Annotated in this window: 21 protein-coding genes; 5 read left to right on the top strand and 16 right to left on the bottom strand. The window is 37.3% G+C overall.

Annotation, left to right across the window (positions count from 1 at the left end; genetic code table 11):
• Positions 1 to 238 precede the first annotated feature (238 nt).
• The 4 genes from D9782_RS08110 to D9782_RS08095 form a co-directional block, all read right to left on the bottom strand.
• Entirely contained in the window at positions 239 to 1,063 is an 825-nt protein-coding gene (locus D9782_RS08110) for an aldo/keto reductase (RefSeq protein ID WP_026680695.1), read from the bottom strand.
• 90 nt (positions 1,064 to 1,153) lie between these two features.
• A complete protein-coding gene (gene abc-f / locus D9782_RS08105) occupies positions 1,154 to 2,779 on the bottom strand; it encodes a ribosomal protection-like ABC-F family protein (RefSeq protein WP_121604482.1) in 1,626 nt (541 codons plus the stop codon).
• Between the two features lie 426 nt (positions 2,780 to 3,205).
• Positions 3,206 to 4,624: a glycoside hydrolase family 18 protein gene (locus D9782_RS08100; protein ID WP_121604481.1), complete on the bottom strand. Its 1,419-nt coding sequence runs from the start codon at positions 4,622 to 4,624 to the stop codon at positions 3,206 to 3,208.
• A 166-nt stretch (positions 4,625 to 4,790) separates the two neighbouring features.
• Complete coding sequence (locus D9782_RS08095; protein ID WP_121604480.1) at positions 4,791 to 5,303, bottom strand: GNAT family N-acetyltransferase; 513 nt, start codon at positions 5,301 to 5,303, stop codon at positions 4,791 to 4,793.
• Between the two features lie 170 nt (positions 5,304 to 5,473).
• Between D9782_RS08095 and D9782_RS08090 the strand changes: the two genes are divergently transcribed.
• Positions 5,474 to 7,255 (top strand): methyl-accepting chemotaxis protein, encoded by a 1,782-nt coding sequence (locus tag D9782_RS08090; RefSeq protein WP_121604479.1) that lies wholly within the window; start codon positions 5,474 to 5,476, stop codon positions 7,253 to 7,255.
• A gap of 148 nt (positions 7,256 to 7,403) precedes the next feature.
• On the opposite strand, the gene D9782_RS08085 is transcribed toward D9782_RS08090, so the two are convergent.
• Positions 7,404 to 7,601 (bottom strand): hypothetical protein, encoded by a 198-nt coding sequence (locus D9782_RS08085; RefSeq protein WP_121603965.1) that lies wholly within the window; start codon positions 7,599 to 7,601, stop codon positions 7,404 to 7,406.
• Positions 7,602 to 7,867: 266 nt separating this feature from the next.
• Here D9782_RS08085 and D9782_RS08080 point away from each other — a divergent pair, with 266 nt between their 5' ends.
• A complete protein-coding gene (locus D9782_RS08080; protein ID WP_121603725.1) occupies positions 7,868 to 9,214 on the top strand; it encodes an IS4 family transposase in 1,347 nt (448 codons plus the stop codon).
• A gap of 441 nt (positions 9,215 to 9,655) precedes the next feature.
• Here D9782_RS08080 and D9782_RS08075 read toward each other — a convergent pair whose 3' ends face one another.
• Both D9782_RS08075 and D9782_RS08070 read right to left on the bottom strand, forming a co-directional pair.
• The gene (locus D9782_RS08075; protein WP_121604478.1) at positions 9,656 to 10,219 is read right to left on the bottom strand and encodes a DNA-3-methyladenine glycosylase I; all 564 of its coding nucleotides are present in this window, start codon (positions 10,217 to 10,219) and stop codon (positions 9,656 to 9,658) included.
• Positions 10,216 to 11,061: a sulfurtransferase gene (locus D9782_RS08070; RefSeq protein ID WP_205601752.1), complete on the bottom strand. Its 846-nt coding sequence runs from the start codon at positions 11,059 to 11,061 to the stop codon at positions 10,216 to 10,218. Before D9782_RS08070 ends, D9782_RS08075 begins: the two co-directional genes overlap by 4 nt.
• Positions 11,062 to 11,559: 498 nt before the next feature.
• On the opposite strand from D9782_RS08070, the gene pepT reads away from it, so the two are divergent.
• On the top strand, positions 11,560 to 12,789 hold the full coding sequence (gene pepT / locus D9782_RS08065) for a peptidase T (RefSeq protein WP_121604476.1): 1,230 nt from the start codon (positions 11,560 to 11,562) through the stop codon (positions 12,787 to 12,789).
• Positions 12,790 to 12,914: 125 nt separating this feature from the next.
• On the opposite strand, the gene D9782_RS08060 is transcribed toward pepT, so the two are convergent.
• Positions 12,915 to 14,105 carry an MFS transporter gene (locus tag D9782_RS08060; protein WP_121604475.1) on the bottom strand — a complete coding sequence of 397 codons (1,191 nt, stop codon included), beginning with the start codon at positions 14,103 to 14,105 and terminating at the stop codon, positions 12,915 to 12,917.
• A 304-nt stretch (positions 14,106 to 14,409) separates the two neighbouring features.
• Between D9782_RS08060 and D9782_RS08055 the strand changes: the two genes are divergently transcribed.
• On the top strand, positions 14,410 to 15,432 hold the full coding sequence (locus D9782_RS08055; protein WP_121604474.1) for a D-alanyl-D-alanine carboxypeptidase family protein: 1,023 nt from the start codon (positions 14,410 to 14,412) through the stop codon (positions 15,430 to 15,432).
• Positions 15,433 to 15,506: 74 nt separating this feature from the next.
• On the opposite strand, the gene D9782_RS08050 is transcribed toward D9782_RS08055, so the two are convergent.
• The 5 genes from D9782_RS08050 to D9782_RS08030 form a co-directional block, all read right to left on the bottom strand.
• A complete protein-coding gene (locus D9782_RS08050) occupies positions 15,507 to 16,043 on the bottom strand; it encodes an HD domain-containing protein (RefSeq protein ID WP_026682405.1) in 537 nt (178 codons plus the stop codon).
• Between the two features lie 432 nt (positions 16,044 to 16,475).
• Complete coding sequence (locus tag D9782_RS08045; RefSeq protein ID WP_240455826.1) at positions 16,476 to 16,826, bottom strand: DUF2269 family protein; 351 nt, start codon at positions 16,824 to 16,826, stop codon at positions 16,476 to 16,478.
• Positions 16,827 to 16,941: 115 nt separating this feature from the next.
• Positions 16,942 to 17,139, bottom strand: a complete 198-nt coding sequence (locus D9782_RS08040; protein WP_121604472.1) for a hypothetical protein — start codon at positions 17,137 to 17,139, stop codon at positions 16,942 to 16,944.
• Between the two features lie 373 nt (positions 17,140 to 17,512).
• Complete coding sequence (locus D9782_RS08035) at positions 17,513 to 18,376, bottom strand: fructosamine kinase family protein (protein WP_026682404.1); 864 nt, start codon at positions 18,374 to 18,376, stop codon at positions 17,513 to 17,515.
• 330 nt (positions 18,377 to 18,706) lie between these two features.
• Positions 18,707 to 19,744 (bottom strand): PTS sugar transporter subunit IIC, encoded by a 1,038-nt coding sequence (locus D9782_RS08030; protein ID WP_121604471.1) that lies wholly within the window; start codon positions 19,742 to 19,744, stop codon positions 18,707 to 18,709.
• A 444-nt stretch (positions 19,745 to 20,188) separates the two neighbouring features.
• On the opposite strand from D9782_RS08030, the gene D9782_RS08025 reads away from it, so the two are divergent.
• On the top strand, positions 20,189 to 20,743 hold the full coding sequence (locus D9782_RS08025) for a nitroreductase family protein (protein ID WP_121604470.1): 555 nt from the start codon (positions 20,189 to 20,191) through the stop codon (positions 20,741 to 20,743).
• Between the two features lie 180 nt (positions 20,744 to 20,923).
• On the opposite strand, the gene ddlA is transcribed toward D9782_RS08025, so the two are convergent.
• The 3 genes from ddlA to D9782_RS08010 all read right to left on the bottom strand — a co-directional run bounded on the left by ddlA (position 20,924) and on the right by D9782_RS08010 (position 23,691).
• On the bottom strand, positions 20,924 to 22,024 hold the full coding sequence (gene ddlA, locus D9782_RS08020; RefSeq protein WP_121604469.1) for a D-alanine--D-alanine ligase: 1,101 nt from the start codon (positions 22,022 to 22,024) through the stop codon (positions 20,924 to 20,926).
• Between the two features lie 793 nt (positions 22,025 to 22,817).
• Positions 22,818 to 23,129: a hypothetical protein gene (locus D9782_RS08015; protein ID WP_162986353.1), complete on the bottom strand. Its 312-nt coding sequence runs from the start codon at positions 23,127 to 23,129 to the stop codon at positions 22,818 to 22,820.
• A complete protein-coding gene (locus D9782_RS08010; protein WP_121604467.1) occupies positions 23,122 to 23,691 on the bottom strand; it encodes a hypothetical protein in 570 nt (189 codons plus the stop codon). Before D9782_RS08010 ends, D9782_RS08015 begins: the two co-directional genes overlap by 8 nt.
• Positions 23,692 to 23,755: the final 64 nt, after the last annotated feature.

Raw genomic sequence — 23,755 nt, 5'->3', positions numbered from 1 at the left:
GAAAATTCCTCCTATAATGGAGAAAGCACCCTCATTATACCGACCGTTCCTCCATTTTGTTTGATGTGTACGTACATAAATTTCGTTTTACAGTTGCACTCATAAAACATCACTCCTTTCAAAATGGACCTATCGGTGTTAACCTACAATAGTTATACCCTATATTACTTACTTAGTAAAGTTCTTCTGTACAATTCAGCAAAAAGCCAGACGTAAAAAACACGTCTGGCTTCTCTGCCTATCTAATATTCATTTCGCTCGGCTCCGGGCCTTTACGCTCATTTCGATCCAATCCTTCGATCCTTTTCATATCATCAGTCGTTAGTTCAAAATCAAACACGTTAAAATTCTCTTCCATTCTAGATGGTGTAACTGATTTAGGTATTACAATATTATTATATTGCAGATGCCAGCGAAGAATTACCTGAGCAGGTGTTTTACTATAACTACCAGCAATACTAGTAATTACATCATTTTTTAATACTTCGCCACCTTGCATTAATGGACTCCAAGCTTCAAGATATATATTGTGTTTTTCACAGAATTCCTTTACTTCTTTTTGCTGCAAGTATGGGTGACACTCTACTTGATTAACCGCAGGAACAACATCACATTCATCTATTAATCGTTGCAAGTGCTCCACATTAAAGTTACAAACACCAATCGCTTTCACACGACCATCCTTATATAGCTTTTCCAAAGCTTTATATGTTTCCACATAGTCATCATACTCAGGCGTCGGCCAGTGAATAAGGTAAAGATCAACATAATCTAAGCCTAATCGTTCTAAGCTTTTGTCAAATGCCTGTAGCGTATTCTCATAGCCTTGATCCGAATTCCAAACTTTAGTAGTGATAAAAAGGTCTTCACGTGCAACATTACTGTTTGCTAGTGCCTTACCAACACCATTTTCGTTTTCATAAACTTTTGCCGTATCAATAGAGCGGTAACCAATTTCTAGTGCCTTTTCCACTGCAGGGGTCGCTTCTTCATCCGGTACTTGCCAAACACCAAATCCTAATTGTGGCATTTTCAAACCGTTGTTAAGTGTTATATACTGCATCTTTTAACTCCCTTTCATTTTGGAATATTATTCTTATATTATCACAGCTGCTTATTGGATTTAATCAATATGCATTCGTAATGACCATCCTTAATCTCTCCATTTTCTCCGAGCGAACGTGTAATTTCCTTCATATCTCGATAAGCGTTCCTGATCAATTAAATAGGTTACAGGAAAGAGTCTATCTAAAAAGTATCGATCATGTGATACTGCAATAATTGTTCCATCAAATTGTTCTAATGCTTCTTCTAGAACCTCTTTGGATTCAATATCAAGATGATTCGTTGGCTCATCTAAAATAAGCAAATTATGATTCTGGTACACAAGTTCCGCCAAACGTAGACGCATTTTTTCTCCACCACTTAATTGCTTAACCTTACGGAAAACACTCGGACCAAAGAAAAGAAACCTTGCTAAAATCCCCCTCGCTTCTCCCTCTGTAACAGGTACTTGATCACGAAATTCTTCCAGAACAGATCGAGATCCATCCATTTCTAACATATGCTGTGATAAGAAACCAATAGATAAATTGCTTCCTAGTTGGATCGCACCCTGATCTGGTTCATCTTTCCCTAATAACATTCTTAACAGAGTTGATTTCCCACTTCCGTTTTCACCTATAATAGCAACACGATCTTGAAAGCGAATATGCATATTGGCTGCCGAAAATAATGGTTTACTCGGAAAACGCTTATACACATTATCCAGCAGAATAACATCCTTCCCACTACGTTTTTCCATTTGAAAATCCAAAATAATACGCTTTTTCTCCAAAATCGGACGTTTCAAGACAGTCATTTTCTCTAAAGCTTTTTCCATACTTTTGGCTCGACGATGCAAGCCATCATTTGGTGGATTTGCTTGATTTGCCCACTCTTTTAAACGTTTAATCGTTTCCTTCATCTTCTTTATTTTTTTCTGTTGATCCTGGTATTGCTGGAATTCTTGCAGTAAACGCGTTTCTCTTTCTTTTACATAATCCGTATAATTCGTATGATATTTCAACAGTTCTCCTTGGTCCATCTCTAATATAGTAGTTACTGTTTCATCTAGAAAATAACGGTCATGAGAAACAATGACAACTGTTCCATGGTATTGATTTATAAAATTTGTTAGCCATTCAATCGCAAGGAAATCCAAATGATTCGTCGGCTCATCCAACAGCAGAAGATCTGGCGCTGTTAATAATAGCTGCGCTAAACCAACCTTTGTTCTTTCTCCACCACTTAGGTTCTTCCACTTCTTATTGGCTAAATGCTCCATTTGTAAGCCATTCATTACACGCCTTACTTGAGCATCCATTTCGTAACCACCTTGATCCTGGAATTGCTCTTGAAGCTTTCCGTACTTTTCAATAAGAAGCATTAATTGATCAGCTTCCGTTTCCGAAGACATACTAGCTTCCAATTCAAGCATTTGTGATTTTAGTCGATTAAGCTTTGTAAAAACTTGAAATAACAGTGATTCAACCTCAGCTTCAGCTTCTAAAGATGGGGCTTGCTGTAATAAACCAACGGATAAATTCTTTTTCCATGTAATCGTACCTTCTGCTGGCTCCGACTTCTTTGCCAATAAATCTAGTAAGGTTGTCTTTCCTTCTCCATTCCTTCCAATTAACCCAATTCGTTCTCCTTCTTTAATTTCAACTGTAATATCCTTAAATATAATATTTGCACCTAATATTTGCGTCACTTGCTGTAAACTGCTAATAATCATCTTCTCTTCCTCCGTTTGCCGAAGAGACACTTACTACACATAGAAAGAAGTATTTTTATTAGATTGCTATTCAATTTTTACATCATAAAGAACAATCTTTTAAAAACACCAAAAAAAGACGCAAAGAGTTCTCCCCTTACACGCCTTTTTCACTAGATATATGGAAGCGTTAGTCTATTCCACTTCAGAGGAAGCCAACGATTTTCCATACGAATCCGCTTGTAGGTAGATGTCTCTTACTGGTATTTTTCCTAATGTTGTAGTAAAAAAGGGCATACTTATCCCTCAAGCAACATTTCCGGAAAAAATCGCATAACGAAACCAAAGATATTCTTTAATCTTCGTTACACTACCAGTATGATTCATCTAACCCACCTCCTTTTTAATTATGTCTAGTATACTTAAAAATTCAGAAAGGTGTCAATGCTAAACGTCACCTTTTTTTACGATAAAGTTATTTTGCAAAACAGGCCAATTTTGGGGAAATGGAATACCTAATACCCAGTAACTAGCCCCTCTTATATCATAATCTCTTAGTATATCGTATTTTGCTTGGATACTTCTTGCATCCTCAAACCATACTTCATGCTGCTGACCATCTCCATCCGTATAACGGAAGTATGGTGATTGATAGGTATCATTATATTGGATCTCCGCTCCATAAGTTGCAGCTAGTTGGATGGCTTCTTGTGAACTAACTGTTCGAGCTACAGTACCTTCTTGCCACGGAATTCTCCAGTCTCTTCCATACAACGGTATTCCCATCATAATTTTATCACGAGGTATGACTGTAATTGCATAATCTAGTACCTTACGTACCTCATTAATTGGCGCTATCGCTAATGGTCTTCCTCCTGCCCATCCCCATTCATAAGTCATGAGCACAATAAAATCAACAATTTCTCCCTGTGTTTTATAATCATGAGCCTCATAGAGCAATCCTTCTTGATCACTTCTAATTTTGGGAGCAAGAGCCGTAGTAACCAGATATCCATTAGGATGAAGGCGAGCTACAACACGCCGTAAAAAGTTGTTATAGTTCTCTCGATCCTCAGGATAAACATATTCAAAATCAAAATTTACTCCTTGATATCCTTTTTCTTGCATTTCTTCTAATAGAATCGTTATTAACTTCTCTTGTAACTCAGGGCTCCGTAATAATGTTGCTGCTAAATCAGAGTCAAAGTCCCCTTCAACGAAATTTGTTAATACTAAAAGTGGCAGCACATTTGTTGCCTCTGCCGCTTCAAGAATAGGTAAATCGTTTAGCTCGGTAATCGTACCATCTGATCGAATACTATACGTAAATGGTGTTACGTACGTTAGTAGCCTTCCATAGGCCAATATTTCCTGAGCACCTTGTGCTCCCGTTTTTGTAGCATATGCATTTATTTCTTTAACCGGCCTGGATGGTTGAGGAATTTTTAATACTTGACCTGGATAAATAAGCGATGGATTGGTAATTGCATTCATCCTCATTAATTCATTAACTGTAACACCAGTCTGTTGGGCTATTTCCCATAACGAATCTCCAAGCTGTACGATATATGGATAATAAGGTATTTCTAACATCTGTCCTACAAATAACAAATTAGGGTCTGTTATTTGATTGACTGCCGCAATCTCCTGTACAGGTATTTGATATCGTTGGGCTATCATCCACAATGTATCTCCAGACTGCACAACATATTCTCTACGTGGATCTGGAATGACAAGTGCTTGCCCAATCACTAATATATTTGGATTATTCAATTGATTTAATACAGCTATTTGTCGATAATCAGAACCATAACGCTCCGCAATGTTCCATAATGTATCATTTCGTTTAATCACATGAATTTGCATTTGTATATACGCTCCCAATTCAAGTAACTACTATTCATAGAAATTAGCAAGACCCCATGAATATAGTCTCATTGTTTCTATTGACTATCTTATTCATTAGGTGTTTGTCCTGTTATTACAAACTGTGTTTATTTCAAAAAAACTGCTCCGTTTTTACGGAACAGCATCAATTATTAATCCAAAGTATTTCACCATATTGTTCTTGATAATCTATTTTCACATCAAAATAATGTTTACTATAAAAATGCTTCAGCCGATTTACATGATCAAAATCCCGCTGAACAATGTCACCAGTGATGTACTGCTTATTCTCATCTCTAGCTATTTCCTTTAAATGCCTCATTAATACAGAGCCAAACCCCTTGTTCTGTTCCCCTTTTATATCTGAAATATGAAGGGTACTTGTATTTTTATATTCTGCTTGAATAGCTGAATCCCAATTACCTCGAAAAGGCTTGGTACATTCATGGAGCATAATTTGGAAAGAATTTGATTGTTTATCTGCATAAATGATAACCCAATTGTCATCTTGTGTTTGGTCAATACTAATAACGTCAGACTTTTTAGCTATTTCTTTTATACTATTTTGCATGCGAAATAATTGGACTTCTAATGAGTCTAGCTCTTGCTTTAATTCATTTTTATCCTTCTCCACGGTTAAAAAAGCTGAATAGTTCATATATATCACCTGTATTTATAGTTATTTCAATTCAAACCACAATTTCACATTTTACATGATACGCATTAAATGAAGCAAATGTTAAAAAATTTTAAATAGTACTTCATACTCAGTTCTTTTATGTCGATAATGAAAGAAAATGCTTTTCTTAATATAACTGGGGGATATATATGAAGAAAAATAAGGTCAAAAAAATAAAACCTAAAGTAAAACAAAAGAAAGAAAAGACAATTAAACAAAAGAACAAAAGCCCTATTAACTGGAAAAATGTAAAAATAGGTCAAAAGTATGTAGCTATTTTTCTTATAACAGCGGCTCTGTTTATCGCTGCAACCACGATCGTTTATGTACAATTAACGAAAGGGCAAAAGAATATGGATCAAATCAGCGAGCAAAGTATACGTGTGAACGAGATGACTCAGCTATCTTCTCTGATCCAAGGAAAAGATGTACAAATTGCGGACTATTTACTTTCCGAGGATTATAAATATGTAAACATGTTCAAAGAATACCAAGCGGAATTTGATGCACTTGTTAAGAAAATTAAACCCACGATGAAAACAAACAAGCAAAAAGAAATATTTAAAAAGATTGTAGAAAATGATGCTAGTATAAATGATACGTTTTTTAATGAGATGGTTGCTTCCGTACAAAGTGGAGAAGATACGATGGCAAATTCATTACGCTCTTATTCAACAAGACTACGAACAGAAACAATCCAGCTCGTTAATGATTTAAGCAAGATCGTTCGCCAAGAACAAGAAACATCTGTGAATCAAGCTTCAGAAACAATGAATTATAGTACAATAGTATTAATGATAGCCAATTTAACAGCTATTATCGTTGGAATTTTACTTATGATTCTAATTAGTAAGAAGACATCCCTCCATTTGAGCAACGTTGTAAAAATTACTTCAGAAGTAGCAAATGGAAACCTCCAAGCCACATCGATGAATTATCAAGGAAAAGACGAGATCGGGCAACTTGCACAGTCAGTTAATCAAATGAAGGACAATATTAAAGGGATCCTTTTCAAAGTTCAAAACGCTTCCAATTCTGTCTCATCTCGCAGTGAGGAATTGACTCAATCAGCTAACGAGGTAAGAGAGGGAAGTAATCAAATTGCATCCACAATGGAAGAACTGTCCTCAGGTGCGGAGACACAGGCAACAAGTGCAGGCGATTTATCGGAAAATATGAATGATTTTGTACGAAAAGTTCAATCATCAGAAGCAAATGGTCAAGAAGTGATGCAAAGCTCTCAGAAAGTTCAACAGTTAACTTCTGAAGGTACAGAACTGATGAAACAATCCGTATCACAAATGAAGCAAATAGACTCGATTGTTGCGGAAGCAGTAGAAAAAGTCCAAGGGCTCGATCATCAGTCAAACGAGATTTCCAAGCTAGTTCTTGTTATTAAAGATATTGCAGATCAAACGAACTTGCTATCCTTAAACGCTGCCATAGAAGCAGCTAGAGCTGGTGAACACGGAAAAGGATTCGCAGTTGTAGCTGATGAGGTACGTAGGCTATCCGAGCAAGTTGCATCATCAGTTGGAGAGATAACTACGATTGTTCAAAATATCCAATCAGAAACCACCCAAGTGGTTGGGTCATTAAATAGTGGCTATCATGAAGTAAAAGAAGGAACTACACAAATTGAAACTACTGGTAAGAACTTTACTACCATCAATCATGCAGTGAGAGATATGACAAATAAGATAAATACAATTTCTGAAAATTTAAAGGAAATTGCAGCAAATAGCGTAGATATGAATCAGCTAATTGAAGAGATTGCCTCTGTCTCCGAAGAATCTGCTGCTGGCGTGGAACAGGCTGCCGCATCCGCCCAACAAACATCTAGTTCTATGGAAGAAGTATCTTCTAATGCAAATGAGCTAGCAGAACTAGCTGAAAAATTAAATGAAGAAATAAATACGTTTAAACTATAAAGTTTGACTAGCAATCAGTGGGATTTTACTGCCAATTATATGCGGGATAGACAAGGATAAGCTAAGAAAAACGGAGCAAAATTCGCTCAGTCCTTATCACTACATGCTCAGATTTACGCTTCCTCTAGTAGCTATTATGGAATAATAGCTACTGCTTGACCACCACTCCGGCTGCCCACTTCCCTTTCCGTGGGGTTTGTCCTTCAGCTAACTTTTTTAGCAAAACCCGCTCAAAAAAGTGGATCTTCAGGTCAAACATTTCCCACAGGAGTTGAAGTGGCCGGCCTTCGCTATTATCAGGCTCTACAAAGCTAGCATGAAGTAACACAGCTGCTTTTATACTCACGGATAGCGATTTTCACTTTACCCATTGTAAAAAAAGTCAACCTATTTCTTATGACAAGAATTGTTGCACCTTCTCATAGCGGAGACTAATTACGTAGACTCCTGCAGGAATAGCGCGAGCCGAAAATCCACTTTGCAACGTGTTCTTCTTTGCAAAGTTAGTTGAGGCCGTGCCCCATAGCCGTCAAGTTAAGCAGGATATTTTAAAAACCATAAAGTTATTCGTTATTCTGACATTATAAATGGAATAATTTGGAGGGATTACGTATGGCTAAGCAATATCATTTTGACTCGTTTGTAAAGAGTGTGCACGATATTTTATCTATTTCTGAACTTCGCAATGTTGCTCGGGAATCAGGTTTTGTACAACGATTGAAGAAGATAATGCCGGAAGATTTCTTAAGTATATGTGCCTTCTTACATGAAAAAGTTGGTACGGAGGGGCTAGGACAGCTCTGTGCCTCCCTTTCTCGTGAATCAGAAATATCCATATCTAAACAAGCCTTACATCAACGATTAGACGAGAAAGGAGTGGCTTTTTTAAAACAAGTTTTTATGCGGTTAGCGGAAAAACAACAGATGTTATCGTTACCATCTCCATCTGATTATCCTTTTTCTCGGATCCGTATCTTGGATGGCACATCCTTTCAAGTAAAAAAGAACACCGCGAGTTATTGGGATGGAGTGAAAATACAATTAGAATATGAGCTGTATCAAGGGAATTTTTTGCATACGTTGTTCTATGGACCAAGAGACAGTGATCACGATGCAGCTGAAGAATTGGCAGATACAATAGGAGAAGAGGACCTTATCTTGCGTGACCTCGGCTATTTCTCAGGAGATCACTTTAAAAAAATAGATCGAGCAGGAGCCTATTATATTACTCGTGTTCCTGCCAATATGACCTATTGGACATTGGATGACAAGCAACGAAGAATCCAAATAAAGCCTGAAGAAGATGCCATGCATCTAGCTCCAGGAGAGATACAGGATTATGGGTTCATTCAATTAGGAGTTAAGGGAAAAAATACATTTCATGCACGTGTAGTCGTACAACGATTAACCGAAGAGCAACAAAAACAGAGAGACACCTATTTAAAAGAAAGAAGACGGAAAGGGGGGCATACCCAATCCGCCAACAAGAAGAATCATATCCAAATTCTTGCTACCAATATAACACAAGAAGAAATGGATGAGCAAACCTTGTATCCTATCTATTCCTTGCGTTGGCAAGTGGAGATTCTCTTTAAAACATGGAAATCGTTATTTGAAATTGATGATGTGCAGGCAATGAATACCGACCGCTTTTACTGTCATTTGTATGGGACTTTAATTCATATTCTTCTTTCTTCGATGATTGCTTTTCAGTGCCGTTACTGCCTTTACGAAAAGTATCAACTAGAAGGAAGTGAGTACAAATGTATCAACCATGCGAGAAACGCAATAGTAGAGACGAAGGGGTATTCACTCTATCACCTTTCTTCTTTGAAAGCTCTCATCGATAATATTTACCAGAACATATACCGGCATGGAAGGAAAGATCATCGTTGTCAGCATAAAAGTCCTTTTGATGTCTTAAACATTGCGTATAAAGTACATTTCCGTGCCGCGTAAGTAACAGTGTAAAAAAGAAAAACAAGTACCCATAAAAGAATACGGATTAAACTGGAAAAATATGTTTATATTTACATTGCACCGTACTTCTTTTTTCTTAGCTTGACGGCTATGGGCCGTGCCCGCGGAAAGCGAAGTAATTAGTCGGAGCATTGCCAATAGACATCAAACATTTCAAAATAACTACTTGGCTTAACGCAGTCATTGCACTGATTTTATACTTTCTTAACTTAGAACAAAGCGCAAGCGCCCGATTAGAAACGTAGCAACTAGAGCGAGAGAAAGGAATCACGGTGAGCTTGCGAGCCGATGATGACTTAGCTTAGGGCGATTCGTGAAGTCGCCTAGTTTCTGGGTGCTGGAACTGGACACGGCTCAACACGCTAAAACTATAAAAAATCGCTTCAGTAAAGGTTGAAGCGATTTTTTGTTGCATTTTATTTACTTCCCTTGATAAAGAAAGCAATCCTTCGTATGATCATTTACCATCCCAGTTGCTTGCATGAAGGCATAACAAATAGTTGGACCTACAAAGCTGAAGCCACGACGTTTTAAGTCTTTACTCATTTGTTCCGATTCCCTCGTAGTAGCAGGAACATCTTTATGTTCTTTCCAGTTATTTATTAAAGGCTCACCTTGAACAAATGACCAAATATAGTTACTAAAACTTCCAAACTCTTTTTGCACTTCAAGAAAAGCTTGGGCATTTGTTACAACCGAATTAACTTTTCGCTTATTCCTAATAATGCCTTCATTCTCTATTAAATCATTTATTTTCGATTCATTATACGCACTTACTTTGACAGGATCAAACTCATCGAATGCTGCCAAGTAATTTTTACGCCTTTTTAATATAGTTATCCAACTTAAGCCAGCCTGTGCCCCCTCTAAACTAAGCATCTCAAATAATTTTTTATCATCATATACTGGCTTGCCCCATTCATTATCATGATAGTGGATATATATATCATCATCGGTTACCCATTCACAACGACATTTGTTCATGATTCTTCTCCTATCGCAACTTCATTTTTTTCATATGATATCCAATCACTGAAGCTTCCTGGATACAATTTTACATTTTTATAACCAAGCGATTTCAAGGCAAGTATGTTTGGACAAGCGGATACTCCCGACCCACAAGAAACTATTACTTCTTCGCCCTTTGCTATATTGGCAAATTGCTTTTCTAAGCTTTCTTTATTTTTCCATTTTCCATCTGCCGAAAGCACATCCTTCCAAAAATAGTTCTCTGCTCCAGGAATATGCCCTGCTCTTGCATAGAGAGGTTCACTATCACCTAAATAACGATCTTTAGAACGTGAGTCGATAAGCACGGTTGATTTACTCATCACTTTTTCTTTCACCGTTTCCATATCAACTGTTTGGTCAGATCGAATGTTAGGGATAAACTGTTTTTCCGTTAACTGAGGGATAACATCTGTCGTCTCATTTCCTTCTTCCTTCCATCGCTCATAACCACCATCTAACACATACACTTTTTCATGTCCCAAATAATGAAATAACCACCATGCTCTAGCAGCAAACATATCATTTTTCTGATCATAAATAATAACTGTCGTCGTATGATCGATACCAATTTTCCCAATTTTAGCTGACAACATCTCAACATCTGGCAGCGGATGATTTCCACCATGCTTTTGTTTTTTTCCAGATAGATCCTTCTCCAAATCCATATACACTGCTTCAGGAATATGATCAGTTAAGTAAGCTTTTCTACCTGCATCCGAATTCATTAGATCAAAACGTGTGTCAATAATTACGGTATTATCCTGACTATTATTCAAACGATGTTTCAAACGCTGGATACTGATTACATAAGACAACTCTAGACCCTCCATTCTGAAATAAGATGTATTTTAATTGTAAGCATAGAATAAAGTGAAACTTCCATCCGTTTTTACTAAAACAAATGCGTACAAAGGCTTCATTCGCCACGTCCTGTGGCAACGCCTTTGTGACCTACTTCCATGTAGGCCCGAACCAATCGGACATTTACTGGCAGTTGAGCCCCACTTATCCATATTGGCTTCACCTTATTGCTTGAAGTGGGAGCTTACTGCCAGTTATATGCGGGATAAATTACCACGTATTATTTTTATTTTAAACGATCTTACTTTGTATTCCTACCCATTATTTCCGTAAAGCAACTATCGTCCATATCCCTTTCTAACGGTGATATACTCTCCTTTAGCACATAATCAAAAAAGTTTTTATTTAGAAAAAATTATTGAATAAGCTATAATAATAAGAACACTAATTAGAACAACCATATTTCGACATTAGCTTTGGTTATCTTGTTAAATAGGAGATGAAAATTCGAGATGAAGGAAGAGTTAATACAACGTTTTACAACCTATGTAAAAATGGATACACAATCTAAAGCGGGGACGGGTCAAACACCTTCTACTCCAGGACAGTTGGTACTTGCAAAACAATTAGTCGAAGAGCTTAGACAGATCGGAATGGTTGACGTAATGGTTGATGATTTCGGATATGTAATGGCTACATTACCAGCAAACACTGATAAAGATATTCCTACGATTGGCTTCCTAGCACATATAGATACTGCTACTGACTTCACTGGAAAAAATGTGAACCCACAAGTAATTGAATCCTTTGATGGTAAAGACATTTTATTAAATCCAGAACTAGATATTGTATTATCTGCAAAAGATTTCTCTGAGCTTCCTAACTACAAGGGACATACTATCATTACGACAGACGGTACTACGTTATTAGGTGCTGATAATAAAGCAGGAATTGCAGAAATTATGACTGCGATGGATTATCTGATTCAACATCCTGAAATCAAACACGGTAGAATCCGTGTAGGGTTTACTCCTGATGAAGAGATTGGCAAGGGACCAGAAAAATTCGATGTTGAACGATTTGACGCAACCTATGCCTATACGATAGATGGTGGTCCTTTAGGCGAATTACAATATGAAAGCTTTCATGCTGCTGAAGCACGAATTACCTTCAAAGGCAATAGTGTTCATCCAGGAACAGCTAAAGATAAAATGAAAAACGCCGGAAAAATGGCCGCTGAATTTATAAGTAAGTTCCCAGAGGCAGAGGCACCTGAACACACCGAAAACTATGAAGGCTTCTTTCATCTCATTGCAGTCAATGGTGATGTTGAAGCAGCAGAAGTAACTTATATTATACGAGATTTTGATAAAGAAAAATTTCAACAAAGAAAAGATATGGTCAGAACGTTCACGAAGGAAATGAAGAAAAAATATGGTCAAGCATGCATTACTATAGAGATGGAAGACCAATATTATAATATGCGAGAAAAAATTGAACCTGTCAAAGAAATTGTTGATATTGCCTACCAGGCAATGGAAAACCTTAACATTAAACCAATTGTGGAACCAATCCGTGGAGGTACCGATGGATCTCAGCTATCCTACATGGGTTTACCTACACCAAATATCTTTACTGGAGGAGAGAATTTCCATGGGAAATTTGAATATGTTTCAGTGGATAATATGGTTCAATCAACAAAAACGATTATTGAAATCTGTAAACTTTTCGAACAACGTTAAACGATAGCGATAATTAGCCAGGTCCATTACATGGTAACTGGCTTTTTTTATAGTCTAGGAAATTATAAAATTAGCCCATGCTTCCTTTATCTCCGTTGACAGTCGCTACGTTTCTAATCGGGTGCTTACGCTTTTGGTCTTGATATTTTCAATAGAAATCCCGCACCTAATGCAATAAGTAAGCAGCACGACAGTATAAGGAATGTAAGTATATATCCGCCTATCTCTAATAACTTTAGTGAAATGATGGGACCTAGCGAAGCACCTACAAATAGGATAAAAGCATACATCGAAGAAGCAGCTGCACGTTCCTTCCCACCAAGGTTCCCGATAATCATCATAATTATAGGGAAGGTAAAAGATATTCCAGCAACATACCAGATACTTGTTAATATAGTTACTATCAAATGGTTACTAAGAGACAACAACAGTAATCCCGAGCTGGCCATTGCTAAGCTACAGCGTAACATAGCTAGTTCCCCAATAATTTTTACAGCCTTAACAGCAAATGGAGAGCATAGCATACCAATCACACCAAGTACCCGCACATAAAATACCTCCTGAGTAGTGAGATGATAAGGAGAGGACCGTAAATAGTCTCCTAATACGGTATACATACCCAGAAATGTTAGTAGCAGCATAATTGTTATCAAGTAACAATATAATAATTGCTTCCGCCTAAAAATACGTGATAGCTGCTTGATATATTTCTTCATCATACCGTCTTTTTTGGATGGAGACGTTGCAGGCAGTAACCAAGCTACCAGTATTGCACTTAGACCATAAATACAAGCAAAAAAATAGAATACAGCATGCCAATCAAGCGTTTGATTAATAACATCAGATAACGATTGTCCAATAATTCCAGCTAGTACATATCCAAAACTAATATAACCAATAACCATTATCCGTTTGCTTGGTGGAAAAACTTCAAAGACATAAGAAAGTGCTGTTGGCGCAAACGTAGCTGCAAAGAATCCCTGTAAAGCTCTAAGAACTAAGAGTGTTTGAAAATTATCGCTATAACCAATCGATACTGTACATATTGTAAGCATAACTAAACCAAAGACAATCATTTGTTTTTCACCAATTCGATTCGTAAAAGGTGTAAAAAACAAGAAGCCGATTGCATAAAACATAGAAAAACTACTACTTATCCACGCTGCCTCACTTAATAAAATATGAAAATACATGGAAAATGTATGCGATAGTGGGGTACTGACATACACACTAGAAACGACGATCAGTGCACACCAAAATAAGATCATGGTATATAAATAATATCTTGTTGCTGTTGAAACAAGTAGATCTTTCATGATAGTACGCTCGCTTTCCTCTTCACCTCATGTATTTATATGAAAGTCTGTTGTATATTGTGCCTATTTGCATTCTATGAATATATTATTATTTGTATTGGCGATTTCTTATCATTTATGAGAAAATATAGGTTAGTTAAATTGCAAAGTTGTACAATATGAAAATGGAATAATTCCTTTCGTACCATCGGTATAAAAAGCGTTATTGTAATTAATCTATAGACCATCCTTATGAGACAACCTCAAGGCTATTGCCTTGTTTTAGAACAAGCAGTAAACTATCATGCAGGGAGAGAAAAGCATCATGAAACGAAAGACATTTATAATTATTAGTGCACTGCTAATTATATCGTTAGTAATTACAGCATGTACTAATGATGACAAAGAGAAATCAAATGAAGAAGATACAGCGACACAGGCTAAGGAGCAACCGAAGAAATCCGATAGTGGAACTTTACAGGTTCCAAAAACTGAAATGCAAAAGAAAGACAGCGGTGAGTCTGTTAAAGCTTTACAAAAAGTCTTAAGTGCCATCGGCTATGATATTAAAAATACTGGAAAATTTGATGAATCTACGATATGGGCAATTACAGATATCCAATTACAGCATGAATCATTACCTATAACTGGTATTTATTCAGAGGATACAGCTGAAGTTGTTCATTCGCTTCTGCAAGATTCGAAGGAATATGTTCCGGGAGAAGGGTTGCCATTTAAAGCAGAGCCTGCAGCAACAAAGCATGGTTCAGAAATATTAGCTAATCCTTATGAACAACTGGCATTAGTAAATAAAGAACATGCCCTCCCCGAAGATTATATACCTGAAGATCTCGTGATTCCGGATGTTCGATTCCCATTTACAGAAGACCTACCCAAGAAGCAGATGCGTGAAATTGCTGCATCTTCTTTAGAGAAGCTATTCCACGCCGCTGATAAAGCAGGACTTGATTTATTTGCCCAATCAGGATATCGTTCCTATGATAGACAAGTGTCGATTTTTACAGCAAATGTGAATGAACATGGTGAAGAAGCTGCTAATAATTTCAGTGCTCGTCCTGGTGAAAGTGAACATCAAACTGGTTTAACAATGGATGTAACAAGTCCTGATGTAAACTATCAATTGATCATCGAATTCGGAGAAACAGATGAAGGCAAGTGGCTAAAAGAACATGCTGCTCACTTTGGGTTTATTATTCGTTATCCAGAAGGTAAAGAAGCAATAACCCACTACCAATACGAGCCATGGCACATTCGTTATGTAGGCAAAAAAGCAGCCGAAGACATAATGAATAATGACTTAACTTTAGAGGAATATTTATCAAATTAATCAAGGTTGCAGGGGAAGGAAGGACTCCCAAGGAAGGGTTGCACGAAGATTGTAATGAGGAATTAAAGAGAAAATCAGACAATTTCTTTTGTCTGGTTTTTATTTACATATTCATCTATTTGCATATCTAAAACACGGATACGTTCTAATGCAACGTGGTCCTCTATCACCTTATAGTGATGATTACCACCAATTTCTTCATCTGCTTCATCAGCCATGTTCACTACTTGCTGTAGTGGTTTTAATTGCAACTCCCCTTTAGGAAGATACGAATCCGTATGAAGTAATATAGCTACAGCAATCTCTTTTGCTGCTTGGCGATCTTCCCCAATTCGAATTAAAAGCTTATGCGCACGACTTGCACCTTTGATAGCATGAATATCATTTTCCTTATAAAGCTCATAATCCCATTTCCCCTCACGATACCACGTGTAATGACCAATATCATGTAGTAAAGCCGCTTTTGTTGCGTGATCAGGATTCACATCATGTTTTTTAGCAAGCATAAATGCATATTCCGCTACGGAAATAGCATGAGCGATACCTGATCGTTTTAAATATCTTTGTGTTACGGGGTGTGTAAATACATCTTCTAATGTGACATTTCTCATTAGATCATTCTCCTTTCTAAATTTATTTGAATCTATCCCCACCTTTTATAAATAAGCATGCAGGATAAATTTTATTGAATATAGCATAAATTACCTACACTTTGCAATAGATATTTCCCTTTTTTTCAATTCTTAAACATATCTTAACACCTGCTTCACCCGGTCTTTACGATTTTCAGCCTTTTTCATTATTTGCCTATCAAAGCTTGTTAAGCCACCTATACATTGAAACTTCAATCAGTGGGGGTCTTGCTTCCTGTTATATGTGGGAATGAACTGTCGACTTAAACCAGTTACAGCAACAGCGTTAGCTCGCACAACGAGCAGGTTTTACTCCTGAGGAAGCTGAAATGTTTCCATAGAAAGCAAATATCCTTTTCTTCTAGAAGAAAGATTCGTTTCTCTCTCCGAGCTGATGTTGCCATGTTCGATTTAGAATGGTTTTACAATCATCAGGACAATGATTAGTAGAAAAAAGATATTTTCGATTCTTTCAAAGAAAAATAACTTTCTCGATAGCTCTTGATACACAGGAGGTATAGCTACACCCACATATGTATCCAGCAATGCTTTAATTGGTTTAGAGCAAGGAGATAATACAAGCGGTCCAAATGCTAATCCAACTATAAAAAGAACAAGGCTCAACACATACCAGCTTTGCGAAAATAAATATGGCCTAATTACTCCCATTATGAGGCCTGTTATTAACAAAAGCGTACCGCCTATCATCACGAACCGATGCAACATACTTCTAATTTCATAGGCATGGCGTAGCTCTTCCATGGTCTTTGCCCTTGAAACAACCGATATCATTAGAAAAACGGAGTAAAATTCGCTCAGTCCTTATCACTACATGCTCAGATTTACGCTTCCTCTAGTAGCTATTATGGAATAATAGCTACTGCTTGACCACCACTCCGGCTGCCCACTTCCCTTTCTGTGGGGTTTGTCCTTCAGCTAACTTTTTTAGCAAAACCCGCTCAAAAAAGTGGATCTTCAGGTCAAACATTTCCCACAGGAGTTGAAGTGGCCGGCCTTCGCTATTATCAGGCTCTACAACGCTAGCATGAAGTAACACAGCTACTTTTATACTCACGGATAACGATTTTCACTTTACCCATTGTAAAAAAAGTCAACCTATTACTTATGACAAGAATTGTTGCACCTTCTCATAGCGGAGACGAATTACGTAGACTCCTGCGGGATTAGCGCGAGCCGAAAATCCATTTTGCAACGTGTTCTTCTTTGCAAAGTTAGTTGAGGCCGTGCCCGCGGAAAGCGAAGTAATTAGTCGGAGCATTGCCAATAGACATCAAACATTTCAAAATAACTACTTGGCTTAACGCAGTCATTGCACTGATTTTATACTTTCTTAACTTTTAAAAAAACTAGGACCTAAACCTAAAATAGCAGAAAAACATGAATAAATACAAGAACATCATAAAATGTCATGAAGCAGCTCCTCCAAATCAACCAACGAATTTGTTTAAGATCGTATCTACATGAGGACCATACATTTCTCCAAAAATATTTAAATGAACAAGTAAATAATAAAGCTGATAAATGGCTTTACAATCCTCATAATAACTACTCACTGGGAATCTTTCCTCGTAAGCTTGGTAAAATGAATTCGTAAACCCGCCGAATAGCTCAGTAAATGCTAATTCAAAATGCCTGTCCCCAAATAAGAACGAAGGGTCAATTAAGAATGGAGCTCCATTACTTCCTACAATCCAATTCCCTCCCCATAAATCACCGTGTAAATAAGATGGAGTAACATGATCGGGAACAAACAAATCTAATTTATCTATTAATTTATTCAACTGTCTTCTTCGTTTACCGGTAATTTGATTTCGCTGTATCCCCAGTTCTAGTTGGCTATATAAACGGCATTCTCGATAATACGCTTGCCAACTTGTATAAAGGCCATTTACTTGCGAGAATGTTCCCACATAAGTATTACTAGAGAACCCATGCTTGTCTCCTTTATGACAATGCATGCTTGCTAATCGTTCACCCAATAGTCTTTCCGTATCCTTATGTTCTTGCCCACTAACCCACTCCAATACTAAGTATGCTCTCTCTTGTTGATCGGAATAAGCAATTACTTTTGGTACATCAATGGTATTTGTATCCTTTATCAATTGAAGACCCTTGGCTTCCAGCTCAAAAAAACGGTTTGGGGCATTTGGATGATATTTAATAAAATAGTTGTTTCGATCTGTTTTTACAAAATAGCTCTCATTGATAGACCCACCTGCTACGCGCTTAATCTTATAGATAGAACTTTCATCTCCTGCTTGTTTCACTGCCTCTTTCAATAATGGATTCATTGTAATCCCCCTTTGCAAAAACGTTGTGTAAAACTAAACATGTGATTTATCAAATCTCATGTTTAGTGAAGCTTCCATCCGGTTTTTACTGAAACAAATACGTACAAAGGCTTCATTCGCCACGTCCTGTGGCAACGCCTTTGTGACCTACTTCCATGTAGGCCCGAACCAATCGGACATTTACTGGCAGTTGCTCCACACTTCCCATTTCGGTTTCTCTTTATTGCTTGACCGGGGGCTTACTGCCAGTCATATGTGGCGATAAATTTAATAGCCAAAACAAGCTTGAATTACAATAACTAGCCTCTAAAACCTATTTATTCTTTGAATCTATTCATACGTAATCTTCATATCACCAGGTTTAATCAAACCCTTCTTTCTTAGGTATTCAGCACTCAGTAGACTGATAAAAGCTGGGGCTATAATATGTAAAACAATGACACTCCAAACCACATGCATGGAGAAGCCCATGGATTCAAAAGTCATCATCTGACCTACAAAGCCGCTTGTACCCATCCCTGCTCCAGAAGGATTATTCGTTAATTCTAACCATACCGTAGCAAATGGTGCGAGTATTGCCCCAGCAATTGTTGGTGGCAACAGGATAATTGGTTTTTTTAAAATATTAGCAACTTGCAGCATCGATGTTCCAATTCCTTGAGCTATAACTCCGCCAAAACCGTTATCCCGATAACTAGCAATTGCAAAACCGACCATCTGGGCAGAGCAACCAATCGTTGCCGCTCCAGCCGCTACACCATCCAAAGATAGCATAATTGCAATCGCCGCTGATGATATGGGCGCCGTTAAGGCAAGTCCCATTAGCACAGCTACTAAGATTCCCATAATGAACGGCTGCTGTTCTGTGGACCAGTTTATCATCTCGCCAAATCCTACCATAAATTTATTGATAGCAGGACCAATAAATGTACCAACTGCAAAGCCAGATATAATTGTTACCAAAGGTGTTATTATAATATCTACACGCGTTTCTTGATATACCATTTTACCAAACTCTGTAGCTATTAGCGCAGTAACATAACTCCCAGCTGGTCCTCCTAATTCGGCACCAAAGGCACCTGCGAATAATGCTGAGAACAAAACAAGCGGTGGCGCTTTCAATCCATAGGCGATCGCTACCCCTATAGCACCTCCCATTACTTTCGTATCCATTGCAAAATTACCCATCTCAATTAGTGCATTTGCCAAATCAGGAGAAGCCAAAATAATAATCTTTTCTCCTGATGTTTTTATAATGAGCCCAATAATTAGAGACGAAAACAAACCTAATGCCATATAACTTAACGCTGTTATAAAATACGTTTTTCCAGATAGCGAAACCCCTTTACGCGTCAGAAAATTTTTCATGCTGACCTCCCATTTTTGTGAATTAATTCACATATTTTCCAATGAACGACAGCTTTGCTGTTTAATTCACTATCTATTATTGCGTTAAACGTTTCTCGTATCAAGTAGAAATATTCTAGCAACGAAACAACAGATTAGAAAACAAAGCTAATAGGACTGAGCAAAAATGTTTTATTTAAAGAAAAATCAATAGAAATGATAATGATTGTTCATGCCCTATTTCGCATTGAAGTATAAAAGATGGCTTCATAAAGTGGAACTTCATTGGTTTCTTTTGCTTGGAGTGGAGGTCTCCAGTTATATGCGGGATAAACTGATTACTGAACAAAATACTGCAATTTTTGAGCTAATTTGATTTTCTTCTTTTAATCGGCTACAATTTAACTGAAAATAATTATCAATTAACTGAGAATAATGCAACACAACTATAAGGAGATGTAAACCATGGAATTTACTGCAACTAAATCGCAGCTTGCCAAAATTATTCGGGAGCGTCGCGCAGTTAAAAAAGGCTATAACCATGAAGAAGTAAAAGAAGAAACGGTATTTGCTTTGCTCCAAGATGCTATCTGGGCTCCAAACCACGGCATGCGGCAGCCATGGCGCTTTATCTTTGTTGGACAAGATAGGCGGCCTGACTTTGCAAAAAAAGTTGCTTCCACTTATCCTGAAGAAAAACAACAAAATCGGGAAGATTATTTGAATGAACCAAATGCAATTTTGGTGGTTGTCATGGAAGAAGCAGAAATACAGAAGCAATGGGAAGAGAATTATGGTGCCGTTGCTTGTATGATCCAGAACTTTTGGTTATTAGCTTGGGAAAAACAGCTCGGCGTCGTTTGGAAAACCAACCCACATATCTATGATCCAGCTGTTAAGGATATATTAAAACTGAAAGAAAATGAAAAGATCATCGGATTCCTTCATTTAGGTTATTTTGATGAAAAACCAGCTATCAAAGAACGAACACCGATAGCAGAAAAATTCACCACATACTAACATAAAAAGGGCAGTCGCAAAAGACAGCCCTTTTTTCTATACAGCTTGTTTCACCGACAATGGTTCAGCCTCCCCTTGTCGTGAGCAATATCCTGCTATTCCAGTGTCTTCATACATTGCTCTCCACAAGAAGTGCCTATATTAAGATATCTTTTTTTGATATCCCCATCTACCATCCTATTAATCCCATTTCGTACTCTTTAATTGGTTATCCTGCTCATGCCGTTCAATGGCAAGCTCAATTAATGTATGAATTAACTCCTTATATGGAAGCCCACTTACTTCCCAAAGCTTTGGATACATACTTATTTTCGTGAAACCTGGTAATGTATTCACCTCATTCACATAAATTTCTTCATCCTCGGTTATGAAGAAATCAACTCTAGCCAATCCTTCACAAGCCAGTGCCTCAAATGCCCTTATCGCCACTTCCTGCACACGTTCTGTCGTTTCCTTAGATACATCAGCAGGAATGGCTAATTCTGCCCCTTTTTCATCGATATATTTTGATTCATAGGAATAGAATTCGGATTGCGGTAAGATTTCTCCTAGCAATGAAGCCTTTGGTTCTGCATTTCCTAAGACAGAGCATTCAATTTCCCTGCCAATAATATTTTCTTCCAAGATCACTTTATGATCATACTGGAAGGCTTCTTCGATCCCTTTATAAAACTCTTCCTCTGTTGTTACTTTACTTACTCCAACAGACGAACCTTGATTAGCCGGTTTGATGAAAATTGGCGTACTCAATTGTTCTACTGCATATGAATAAGAGATTTGCTGTTTCTTAGCTTTGGAATAAACAAGCCCTTTAGCTACATTTATTCCTACAGCCTTTAAAAGGCGCTTTGCTATATCCTTGTCCATACAAACGGAAGAACCTAATACACTGGAACCAACAAAAGGAATATTAGCTAATCTCAGCATTCCTTGTAGACTACCATCTTCACCTAAAGTACCGTGAACGATTGGAAAAACTGCATCGAGTTGATCAATTTGGATTGCATTTGATGCGTGAATCAATTGGTTATCTCGTTCACCAGGAACTATAGCCACGGTATCGTTCGATTTATTTAATTGAATAAGCTTTGGATTTTCTTCGTGAAGTAAATAGGATGACTGATCATTTAAATGCCATTTCCCTTCTTTATCAATCCCAATTAGCACTACGTCATACTTATCTTTATCAATTGCCTCAACAATATTTTTAGCTGATTGAAGGGATACTTCATGTTCAGCAGACTTTCCGCCAAATATGATACCTACCTTTTTCTTTACCATTCTCCTCCGTCCTTTCCTGCATACAAAACTTTAAATAAAGTGAAACTTCAATCTGTGGGGTTTTGTTTATTCCCCACTGATTGTTAGTACCACAAGGGTATGAGCTAAAGGCCCTAGAACCAATCGGACATTTACTGGCAGTCGACCCTACATCTACTCATATTGGTTTCACTTTTTGCTTGGAGTGTGGTGTCTTACTGCCAGTTATATGCGGGATAAAAACTTCACCACATCGGTGGCAACGCCTTTATAACCTAAATCCATGTAGACTTGAATAAACTAAATTAATTACTGACAGCTATCCCTTCAATTTCAAAATGTTGCTTTGGAGGTAAGGGATATGGTCAATAATTCTATCATATACTAGGATTATAGCGATATAATAAAAATAGCACAAATTAGCTTGGATAAGAAGTTTTACTACTAAAATTGTATTAAATCGCAATACGGATTTATTGTTTATGCCTTTACTAATCGTATTCATTAAACAAGTACGTTTCCTTAAGTGTTGCAGAATTGGATTGCTTAAAATTCATCTTTAGCTGTTCACCATTGCTATTACTTCTCTATAGATCTGGATTCCATAGCATTTTGTATTTCAATTGAAAATAGTATTGGCTTTGCTTTATTTGAAGTATGTAGTTACCTACACGGGGTAGAATGGAAGATGAATAAAGTGAAACTTCAATCTGTGGGGGTTTTACTGCTAGTTATATAATAAATGAATGATCGTTTACGGAGAAAAGTTAGGTATTCATCGTAAAATCTACCATTACACAAAACTCTCTCATTCTCATGAACTCCCTTCCCTTAAAACGCGAATAACTTCTTCAAACCCCTCTCTACTTTCCGCCAATCCTACATCAAGCTCGGAAATGATCTCATCGATCTTGGCTGATTCAACTTTCTCATTCCTATCGCCCCTATACAGGCCACTATCTAGTTTCATGAACATATACGTTATGATCAATTGAAGTGTACGATCTTCTAAAAAAATAAAGCTATTATTCTGATCCTCCCTGTTTACACTTAACTCTTCCATGTTCTCTTTTATATACTGTTGAAGAAATCGTTTAAAATGTGTATGCATTTCTTGATTATTCACTTTCATCATCCCCTTCTACCTTACCACTAATATTTATATGGTTAAGAGCCTCCATCCCACCTTCGATTTCATCACCATAAGTGAATCCCATCATACTTCCTGTGTAGGAGGATTGCGGATTCCACTTCACTTGAAAATTTGCGAATGACAGCGTCTCTGTTGGATTTAATGCTTGTGATTGAATCGGCTTAAGCCAAAATTCTTGTTTATCGGTAGGGTCATTTATTCGCTCCCATGCATTGGCTAATTTCATTTTCTGCTTTGAGTCCTTATATACATATTTTCCTGAAAAGTCAAACACATTATTAGGAGATACCTTTAGACAAATATAGAGATTAGTTAACGGTTTCTCTCCCACATTTTGAATATGATACGACCCAAGTGCAAAATTATCGAATCCCATTTCATGTTGAACATTTAAGGAATAGGTAAAATAACTAATAACGCGCAAGTCTACATTTTTCTTTGCCTCGGAAGCCAACCATTTTATTTCCTTCATGTATGAATGATTCATTTCTTTCCATTCCGTAATCAGCTGCCTTACTTCTTCTATGCTCCCCAATCCGATCACCTCCAAAAAAGTTAAAGAGAGGAGCTGCTCCTCTCTTTATAACTATGCTGGAAAC

The organism is Virgibacillus sp. Bac332 (genome assembly GCF_003667785.1).
GTDB classification, from domain to species: Bacteria; Bacillota; Bacilli; order Bacillales; family Amphibacillaceae; genus Virgibacillus; species Virgibacillus salarius.
Note: the sequence above shows the minus strand (reverse complement) of the source record. Positions and strands in the feature narration are given on the sequence as shown.